The organism is Dehalococcoides sp., assembly GCF_041654235.1.
GTDB classification, from domain to species: Bacteria; Chloroflexota; Dehalococcoidia; order Dehalococcoidales; family Dehalococcoidaceae; genus Dehalococcoides; species Dehalococcoides mccartyi_B.
On record NZ_JBAZDW010000052.1, the window covers coordinates 1 to 8790 of the forward strand.

General features: G+C 48.7%; 10 protein-coding genes. 6 read left to right on the forward strand and 4 right to left on the reverse strand.

What is annotated here, in order from left to right; translation table 11 throughout:
- Positions 1 to 96: 96 nt before the first annotated feature.
- Complete coding sequence (locus tag WC259_RS06470) at positions 97 to 531, reverse strand: flavodoxin family protein (protein WP_011309840.1); 435 nt, start codon at positions 529 to 531, stop codon at positions 97 to 99.
- A 25-nt stretch (positions 532 to 556) separates the two neighbouring features.
- Complete coding sequence (locus tag WC259_RS06475) at positions 557 to 1075, reverse strand: GyrI-like domain-containing protein (protein WP_078409769.1); 519 nt, start codon at positions 1073 to 1075, stop codon at positions 557 to 559.
- A 121-nt stretch (positions 1076 to 1196) separates the two neighbouring features.
- Here WC259_RS06475 and WC259_RS06480 point away from each other — a divergent pair, with 121 nt between their 5' ends.
- Positions 1197 to 1973 (forward strand): winged helix-turn-helix transcriptional regulator, encoded by a 777-nt coding sequence (locus WC259_RS06480; RefSeq protein ID WP_010937176.1) that lies wholly within the window; start codon positions 1197 to 1199, stop codon positions 1971 to 1973.
- Between the two features lie 49 nt (positions 1974 to 2022).
- Here the strand turns inward: WC259_RS06480 and crcB are convergent, their stop codons facing one another.
- Both crcB and WC259_RS06490 read right to left on the reverse strand, forming a co-directional pair.
- Complete coding sequence (crcB, locus tag WC259_RS06485) at positions 2023 to 2415, reverse strand: fluoride efflux transporter CrcB (RefSeq protein WP_010937175.1); 393 nt, start codon at positions 2413 to 2415, stop codon at positions 2023 to 2025.
- A 248-nt stretch (positions 2416 to 2663) separates the two neighbouring features.
- The gene (locus tag WC259_RS06490) at positions 2664 to 3119 is read right to left on the reverse strand and encodes a MarR family winged helix-turn-helix transcriptional regulator (protein ID WP_012034205.1); all 456 of its coding nucleotides are present in this window, start codon (positions 3117 to 3119) and stop codon (positions 2664 to 2666) included.
- A 279-nt stretch (positions 3120 to 3398) separates the two neighbouring features.
- Here WC259_RS06490 and WC259_RS06495 point away from each other — a divergent pair, with 279 nt between their 5' ends.
- The 5 genes from WC259_RS06495 to WC259_RS06515 are packed head-to-tail and all read left to right on the forward strand — an operon-like array spanning position 3399 to position 8696.
- Positions 3399 to 4220 (forward strand): bifunctional 2-polyprenyl-6-hydroxyphenol methylase/3-demethylubiquinol 3-O-methyltransferase UbiG, encoded by an 822-nt coding sequence (locus WC259_RS06495; RefSeq protein ID WP_015407265.1) that lies wholly within the window; start codon positions 3399 to 3401, stop codon positions 4218 to 4220.
- A 4-nt stretch (positions 4221 to 4224) separates the two neighbouring features.
- Positions 4225 to 5856 (forward strand): ABC transporter substrate-binding protein, encoded by a 1632-nt coding sequence (locus tag WC259_RS06500; protein ID WP_372643725.1) that lies wholly within the window; start codon positions 4225 to 4227, stop codon positions 5854 to 5856.
- Positions 5857 to 5915: 59 nt separating this feature from the next.
- A complete protein-coding gene (locus WC259_RS06505; RefSeq protein WP_011309834.1) occupies positions 5916 to 6890 on the forward strand; it encodes an ABC transporter permease in 975 nt (324 codons plus the stop codon).
- Position 6891: 1 nt separating this feature from the next.
- The gene (locus WC259_RS06510; protein ID WP_010937169.1) at positions 6892 to 7731 is read left to right on the forward strand and encodes an ABC transporter permease; all 840 of its coding nucleotides are present in this window, start codon (positions 6892 to 6894) and stop codon (positions 7729 to 7731) included.
- Complete coding sequence (locus tag WC259_RS06515; RefSeq protein WP_011309833.1) at positions 7728 to 8696, forward strand: ABC transporter ATP-binding protein; 969 nt, start codon at positions 7728 to 7730, stop codon at positions 8694 to 8696. The genes WC259_RS06510 and WC259_RS06515 overlap by 4 nt, the downstream gene beginning before the upstream one ends.
- The last annotated feature ends 94 nt before the right edge of the window (positions 8697 to 8790 follow it).

The following is an 8790-nucleotide window of genomic DNA, read 5'->3' on the forward strand; positions in this document are numbered from 1 at the left end:
CTATTTCACTTGATAAAGAAGGTGGCTGCCCGCTTTACTGTTTGCCGGTAATCATCTGGTTTATACGGCTATAAGGGCAGGCTACCACCTCCCAAATCATTTTATGAGTTCCTTTGCCCAAGCGGCGGCACGTTCAAGTTCGCCTTCTTTTAGAGGGCCTTTTTCAGTCGCTACGAAGAACCAGGTCGGCGGGGCTAAAAGCTGTCCGCCTTTTTGGGTCAGCGATGCGGCTATGCGGTCAGCGGCGAAGCCGAATATTTTGACTATCGGGTTGGAAAATCTGGTATCAAATGATGCTACTTTAATACCTTTCAGGGTGGGAAGATTTTTAATCAATTCCTGCAAGGGTTTGGTAGGACGGCCGCCCTGAGTCGGCGAGCCGAATATGACCAGGTCAAAGGTAAGCAGTTTTGACGGACTGGTTTCGGTTGCTCTGCATACCTCAGCACCACTGCCGATAGCACTGGCTACAGACCGGGCAATTTGCTCGGTGTTGCCGTAAAATGAATCATATATAACCAAAGATTTCATGATGTATCCTTGTCTTGTACCCGGTTTATTTTTGTTTCTTTATCTGGTAGCGGATAAGGGTTTTTAGTACTTTGGCATCCGGTTTGGATTGATATTCTTCCTCATGCGGGCCGGATATCTCATAACCGTTTGCGGCGATAAACTTGTGCAGGCGTTCCACAGATTCCATTTCCTGATCGTAAGACCCCAAATGCAGGATTTGGGCTACCGTGCCGTATTCCCAAGTTTCCAGCTTTACCTCGGTACCGGGTTCTTTCTGGGGCAGTGAAGTTATATTTTCAGGTACCGGTATACCGGCAATAATCACCCATTCATCCTTTGGATATAAATGGGCATCAGGGTAACGGGCACGCGGGCAACTTACTTTAAATGACTCTAATCCCTTCTTCAGCAGGTCAAATTTCAGGGTATATACAGAGCCAAACAAAGCCGGGAATATTTGGGAGAAAACCTTGTCCGGAGCACCCTTTCCCCTGACAACCGCCATCTTTTGATCTGGCATTTCCAGTATTACAGGATCAGTCTTGAGTTTGCGCGGTGACATCAGCACTTCCTTATCCGGAATATTTATGGTAAGTATAACACTCCTTGCGGCCTTGTTTAAGACTGCTTTTATAAATGGCTGGATTGTAAGGAGGGTACTTTGCGGTTATAATAAGCCCGATATGGTAGAGATACTTCGAAACAAGAGTTTTGCCACCCGTTTCCAGATACTTATTGAGATAGCTACTCACGGGCCTACTATTCAGCAGAGGGCTATAGCCCAAGAGCTGTCTATCACCCCGCAGGCCGTTTCAGACTATATAAGCCAGCTGGAAGGCGAAAGCATGATTACCTATTTGGGGCGTTCACGCTACCAGATAACCCGCGAAGGGGTAAACTGGGTGCTTAAGAATGTCCGGGAGGTAAAGGCCTATTTTGACGGGATAGACAGTGTCATAAACGGGATAGTGATATCACCCGCTATTGCCGAAAAGGATATAAAACAGGGCGAACAGGTAGGCCTGAAAATGGTAAACGGCCTGTTGTATGCCACTGCTGATTGCCAGACCAAGTCCACCGGGATTGCCGAAGCTGATGCCAAAGCCGGCGAAGATGTGGGCGTACGCGATATACAGGGGCTGATTGAATTCAGCTACGGGCTGGTGGCAGTGCTGGTTGTGCCGGGTATTGCCAAAGGCGGTTCGCGGCATATTGATTTGGAGCTTTTGAAAACCAGACTCAAAGGGGTTAGTCATGTAGGGGCAATCGGGCTTGAATCTGTGGCGGCACTGCACCGGGCCGGAATAGAACCCGATTACCTTTATGATGTTTCCGGAGTAGTTATAGATGCCGCTTTGCACGGGCTGTCTTCAGCGGTGGTTTGTACCGAAGAAGATGTATACGCTTTGGTATCCAGCCTTAAAGACCGCAATATTGAATACTCGCTGACCAGTCTCTAGTTCGTAAGTTCAGGGCAGACAAAAACAGCCTCTTTCGGAGGCTGTTTTATTATGTTCCGCTGTTCTGTTTTAAAAGACTGCCCAGATACGCTCCTATGAATACCATCAGCAGACCCAGCAGAACATTGGCCAGAATATTGGAAAAACCGTTAAAGTAGTCGCCATTTTTAAAGCAGTCTAAAGTTTCATAACTGAAGGTGGAAAAAGTGGTGAAAGCCCCCAGAAAACCGGCTGTCAGCATAAGTTTCAGGTGGGTATTGTGGCTGTCGGAGCTGAATCCCCACTGCATCAGGAAGCCCAGCACGAAACAGCCCAGGCAGTTTACAATCAGGGTTCCGTAAGGAAAGCTATCTCCCAACAATTTGACGGTAAGGTTATTCAGCCCGTAACGGCTGACTGCACCCAAAGCCCCGCCTGCCGCCAGCAGCAGTATTTCGCCCATTTAAACACCTCTTTTAAATGCTGATGAACAGATATGCCGACAAGAGGCGTTTTTTGCCCCGGAATGACGGCAGTAAATGCAGGCTATCTGCCTGCCGGAATGCACCAGACAAAATATTCTAGCAGATGAATAAAATAAATTGAAATCCAAGTGGTTTTAGAGGGATATCAGTCCCGCCATCCCTCCGGCTGGAGACAATATTTGTCAAAAGCGGAGGAACAACGGTGATTGATAAACGGGGCTGGAGATTATTCGTATTCTACGAAATAGTTGTTAAGTTTGGTGTTTACCGAATTGAACAGCTTGTCTGAAAGCTCAAGATATTTATCCTTTTCTTCCTGAGTGAAGCAGTCAAAAATATCTTGGGTATAGTCATTGAATAACTCAGGGTTATGCTTGGCACGGTGCTCTTCAGTTATCTGGTAAACTGTCTTGCGGCCAATCTTCTGTTTTTCCAGATACCCTTTTTCTACCATGCGGTTCATTATCTGGAGGAGAGTGTTTGGCTCTTTGATTATAAGGCGGGCCATGGTATCCACATCGGCCTTGCCCAGATTTCTGAGCATATTCAAAATAGACATTTGCTCAAGGGTATATTCGGTATCGTGAGCCATTCGCTTTTGCATATAGCGCAAAATACTTAGATAGGTACAGCTGAAGTGGTGATAAAGTCTGTGATTCAGGTTGTCGAACATTTCTACCATTATGCTTTTTGTTTCTTTCCCCCATTAAATAAAACGTGCGCGCCATTATAACATATCAGGGCAAGTACTTTAAAAAAATACGCATATACATCTGTAATAATACATATATAGCACCAATATCGGTTATTCAGCTTGCAATCTGCCGTTTGGCGTGGGAGTGATTCTGCAAGGTTACTTCCGGAGTCTGGAAGTGTGTTTACGGCTTGACAGGGTTCTGGTATTTGTTATATTCTAATGCAACTAGTTGCAATTGCTTAATATTGCATAAGAGATGGTGATATGAACAGACCTGCTTCGGATATTGACTGGGCTAAAGCCTGGGATGACGCTACTGCCCAAAGAGGGCTGAGGGCTAATCTTGAGCGGCAGGGGCATAGCCGCGAGGATTTCTGGCAGAAATACCAGAGCTGGATGAGCCTGTATGTCAACCGTGATTACCCCGGGAAACTGCTTGAACGGATTATTGGCATTACCCGCGGGGGTGAAAGCCTGCTGGATATTGGTGCCGGTGCCGGTTCGTTTGCTATTCCTCTGGCCAAACAGGGTGTAAAAGTAACTGCCATTGAGCCTTCACCCAGACAGTCAGGTTTGCTGATGGCTGAGATTGAAAAAGAGTTACTTGCCAATATCAGGCTAGTCAGCCAGCCGTGGGAAGAACTGTTGCCCGAAGAAATAGGCTGTCATGACCATGTCATGGCGGTTTATTCGCTGGAAATGGAGAATATCCGCCTGGCACTGGAAAAGATGATAACTCTGGCCGCTAAGAATGTGTTTATTGTCCACACTGCCGGCAACGACCTCCGCCCTATTCTGAAGACTCTTTTCGGGCTGCAGGCCTCGCCTGATTATATTTATATATACAACATACTCTACCAGATGGGTTTCAGCCCCGATGTAGAGGTGTTTTACCGTAATTATCAGATACCGCTGGATGTCCAGCTGGAGATGTTCTCCTACAACCCTGGGCTCAATCCGGAAGAGCTTGCCAAGCTGAAAGAACATCTGACGGATAGCGGTAAAACTTTTACTGAGGGCGGACAGGTCTGGCTGAAACGCCAGAATAGAGATGCCCTTATCTGGATTAAAAAGGAGGTTCAGTAATCTGGTGATTAAAAATTGGAAAAAGTTTAAGAAAGTCTGGCTTATCGGTCTGGCGGCAGTGATATCGCTAAGCCTGTTTGCTGGCTGTGAGCAGACAACCCCTAATGCAGATGATACTGCCACGGCTGTTACCCTGAAGGTCGGTTCTACCAAACCCTTCAAGACGACCAACCGCTTCAGTGACTACTGGTACGGGGTGTTGACTAACCTGACTACCCATGACAGCCTGATAAGGCTGGGGGATGACATGTCCATCAAGCCCTGGCTGGCCAAATCATGGATAGTGTCAGATGACGCTAAGACATTTGTTTTTACCATTGTGGATAATGCCTACTGGCATGACGGCACTAAGCTGACGGCTGAAGATGTGGCCTTTTCTGTGGAATACTACCGTGATTACATCGCTTCGGCTAGCTGGATGAAAGATGTAATAGCTGATGTCAGCTTTTCGGGGGATACAGTTACCCTTTCTCTGTCCCGTCCTTACGGTAACCTTCTGACCGAATTTATGACCTATTCCATTGTCCCCAAACATATCTGGCAGGATGTGACTGACCCGCTTAAGTATAACCAGACGGATATGACAGTCGGTTCGGGTCCGTTCGTATTTGAAAGTTTTGACCTTTCTTCCGGCAAGTTTATCTTCAAGGCTAACGAAGACTATTTTCAGGGCAAGCCCACCATTGACCGCCTTGAGGTGGATATTTACCAGAATATGGACGCTTTGGTTTTATCACTTGCCAAAGGTGATATAGATACCTGGTGGGATTATTCCGGGACTTTCCCCTATACCAGCATACCCGCCCTGATAAAGTCCGGTAAGGTAGACTTTGAGACCAGCACCTATCTGGGTGTGCCCTCTGCTCTGGGTTTTAACCTTGAAGACGGCCCTGCCAGCGATATAAATGTCCGCAAGGCTATTGCGGCGGCTATAAACTACCAGCAGATAATAGAATACTTTTATGCGGGCTACGGTAGTGTGCCTACCACTGGTTTTGTTCCTCCCACCCACCCAAATTTCAATGCTGACCTGCCTTCTCTGGCATATAATCCTGCAGAGGCCAATGCCCTGCTGGATGCGGCCGGACTGCTGGATACAGATGGGGATGGTATCCGTGAGGATTCGTCCGGACAGAATATTTTCCTGAGACTGCTGGCCAGATCTGACCAGTCTACCAATATGCGTCTGGCTGAAATACTGCGGGATGCCCTGTCTGAGATTGGGCTTGGGGTAGAGATAAGAGCCCTGGACCTTTCGGCTTGGGCTTCGGTAAAAGATGCACTTGACTACGATATGGTTCTGTTCGGGGCTACTCCCTGGGGCACTCTGATGCATGCCGGGCATGGTTCGGGGTACTTTGACTCCAGACGTACCGGTCAGGGTGTTTTGCACAATCTGGCTGCGGCTGAATATTTGGCCGCCTGTGACGCCAGACTGGCTACGGCTGACCCTGCCCAACAGGCGGTGCTTGACCTCCGGATACAGGAACTTACCGCCGAGTATCTGCCGGGTATTGCCCTGGCCTGGACTGAGAGTGTCTACCCTTACCGGCAGGGTTGGTCAGGCTGGGTGATAGACAGTATCTATGGCGGGGTGTTTAACGGATTTTCCTTCTTGAGTGTCCAGTCCCCCTAGAGTATTATGGCTGGCCGGGGTTTTTATATTCCGGTCAGCCTTTATTCACTTTATAAAATATGCAAAGACATTATCACCCTGCGGCCAGCTTTCTGGGTAAGGCGTTGCGTTACGGCATCGTACTTATAGTTATTATTGCCTTAAATTTTCTTATTCCCAGAGTTATGCCGGGAGACCCGGTTAAAAATATACTGGGTGAACAGGCCTACTATACCGCGGAGGATGTGGCCGCTCTTTCAGCTGAACTGGGGCTGGACAAACCCGTATACCAGCAGTTCGGTGACTATCTGGGCGGACTCTTTAGCGGTGACTGGGGCTACTCGTACCTGTATATGCAGCCGGTTCTGGAGGCAGTGGGCGGGCATCTGCTGTGGACGCTGGTACTTATCCTGCCGGCTATTATACTGGGGGCGCTCCTTGCCGGGCTGGCCGGGTTGGTGGCGGGCTATTTCCGGAAGACTCCTCTGGACATAGGTCTGACCAGCGGTTTTATGCTGGTTTATGCCATGCCTCATTACTGGATTGCCATGCTTATGCTTATGTTTTTCAGCTTCAATCTGGGCTGGTTTCCCATGGGCAAGGTGACTACCGGCGGGCTGAGCGGTTTTGCCTATTTTGCAGACCTGCTCTGGCATATGGCGCTGCCCCTGCTGGTTATTACCCTGTTTAAGGCGGCCTATGATTTTCTGATTATGAGAAATACGGTTATCTCCATTTGCGGAGAAGATTATATCCTGATGGCCAGAGCCAAGGGGCTCAGCCGCGGGCGGATTCTTTTTAAACATATACTCAGAAATTCACTTGCTCCTTTGGTGACGGTTACCGCTATTCAGTTTGGCATGCTTTTTTCGGGAGTACTGCTGGTGGAAACCGTTTTTTCCTGGCCGGGCATGGGGACGCTTATTTATGAAGCTATCGGGGCGCGTGATTATCCACTTATTCAGGGTGCCTTTTTAATTATTGCAGTTTGTGTCCTGCTGGCTAACATGACGGCAGACCTGCTTTACAGACGCCTTGATCCGAGGACAGCTTAAGATGAATATCCTTAAAAAACTGACCGCAAATAAACTCCTGTTCTTCGGGGTGGTACTTCTGGGGATATTCGTGCTTTCAGCGGTATTTGCTCCGCTGATTTCCCCGCATGACCCGTGGACTTACGGACAGGCTTTTCTGCACCCTTCTGCCCAGCATCTGCTGGGGACTAATGACGTGGGGCAGGATATATTTTCCGAGCTGGTTTATTCTGCCAGAGTATCCTTGTGGGTGGGTTTTGTATCTGCCTCTCTGGCTACTTTGCTGGGGGTGGCGGTGGGTATCTGGGCAGGATTCCGCCGCGGCTGGCTGGATAATGTACTGATGGGTATGGCTGATATATTTCTGGTTATACCGGCTCTGCCTCTGGTAATACTCCTTTCGGTATATCTGGGACCCAGTATCTGGAATATTATTCTGGTTATCGCCCTGACTCTCTGGCCGGGGACGGCACGGGTAATCCGTTCGCAGGTGATTACTATCCGCCAGAGCGGTTACGTGGAATCCGCCCGTATTATGGGGGCAAGTGAATTCCGCCTGATGTGGCGGCATGTACTTCCGAATGTATTGCCACTGGTGGCTGCCAAGTTTATTCTGGCGGTGGCGGTGGCCTTGCTCCTTGAGGCTTCCATGAGTTTTCTGGGTCTGGGTGACCCGTCTCAAAAAAGCTGGGGCATGATGCTTCATTATGCTTTTTCACGGGGAGGATTTGTCCAGAACCTGTACTGGTGGTATCTGCCGCCGGGACTGTGCATTACCCTGTGCATACTGGGGCTGACCTTTATCAATATGAGTTTTGAAGACCGCACTGATCCCCGGTTGCAAAGGATACTGGACAGATGAAAAACCTGCTGGTAGTTTCCAACCTGCACGTTTATTTTGAGACTCCTGCCGGTCTGGTGCGGGCTAACAACGGGTTGAATCTGCACCTTGAAGAGGGTTGTAATCTGGGTATTATGGGGGAGAGCGGCTGCGGCAAGACTGTACTTGTCTATACCCTGCTGGGGCTGCAGCAACCCGGTAAAATTATAACCGGCAGTATACTTTTCAGCGGCAGAGAGCTGGTAAATCTGCCCGAAGCTGAGCTGAACCATATAAGGGGCAGGCAGATTGCCCTTATCCCTCAAAACCAGTCTACCGCTCTCAATCCCCTTTTAAAGGTGGGTGAACAGATAGGCGAGGTTTGCGTGAATCTGAACAGGCCTGACATAAGGCTGGAGGGGGCTAGAAAGTTACTTTCGGATTTGGGATTGGGTGATATTCATTCGGTTGAGCATATTTTAAAAAGCTATCCCCACCAGCTGTCCGGGGGTATGCGCCAAAGAGTGCTGACGGCCATGGCGCTTCTTTCAGAGCCGGATTTACTGGTGGCAGACGAACCTACTACCGCACTTGATGCTAATACCCGTACCACCACCCTGAATATACTGAAAGAGGCATCCAAAAGAACCAGCCTGCTGGTTATCAGCCATGACTTACCTGCTCTGAAAACCCTCTGCCCAAAGCTGGGGGTAATGTATGCCGGGAGGATTGTGGAGTATGGTGATACCTTAAGCCTTATGTCAAACCCCCTTCACCCTTACAGCCGCCTGCTTATGAAATGCCAGCAAGCCGGAGATTATATTGATATACCTTTGACAGGTTTTGAAAGCCGGGATTTACTGGGAGATAATGAAGGTTGTAGTTTCGCCCCGTTCTGTCCGCAGGCAACCGGGATTTGTTTTAAAGAATTACCCCCTGAAGTTTGTCTGGACAATAGCAGAGTGGTTTGCCATCTTTATACCCAAAGCGGGATGAAGCTGTGTTAAAAGCCGAAAATCTGTCAGTCCATTTTGTAGTCAGGCATAACCCGCTGGTACGTTTGAAGCACCCAGACCACACCATTAGGGCTGTTTCCGACGT

Coding starts and splice junctions, on each gene's coding strand:
- WC259_RS06490 (WP_012034205.1), bottom strand. CDS start 3,119: ATGGTAGAAATGTTCGACAACCTGAATCACAGACTTTATCACCACTTC.
- WC259_RS06495 (WP_015407265.1), top strand. CDS start 3,399: ATGAACAGACCTGCTTCGGATATTGACTGGGCTAAAGCCTGGGATGAC.
- WC259_RS06470 (WP_011309840.1), bottom strand. CDS start 531: ATGAAATCTTTGGTTATATATGATTCATTTTACGGCAACACCGAGCAA.
- WC259_RS06505 (WP_011309834.1), top strand. CDS start 5,916: ATGCAAAGACATTATCACCCTGCGGCCAGCTTTCTGGGTAAGGCGTTG.
- WC259_RS06475 (WP_078409769.1), bottom strand. CDS start 1,075: ATGTCACCGCGCAAACTCAAGACTGATCCTGTAATACTGGAAATGCCA.
- WC259_RS06510 (WP_010937169.1), top strand. CDS start 6,892: ATGAATATCCTTAAAAAACTGACCGCAAATAAACTCCTGTTCTTCGGG.
- WC259_RS06515 (WP_011309833.1), top strand. CDS start 7,728: ATGAAAAACCTGCTGGTAGTTTCCAACCTGCACGTTTATTTTGAGACT.
- crcB (WP_010937175.1), bottom strand. CDS start 2,415: ATGGGCGAAATACTGCTGCTGGCGGCAGGCGGGGCTTTGGGTGCAGTC.
- WC259_RS06480 (WP_010937176.1), top strand. CDS start 1,197: ATGGTAGAGATACTTCGAAACAAGAGTTTTGCCACCCGTTTCCAGATA.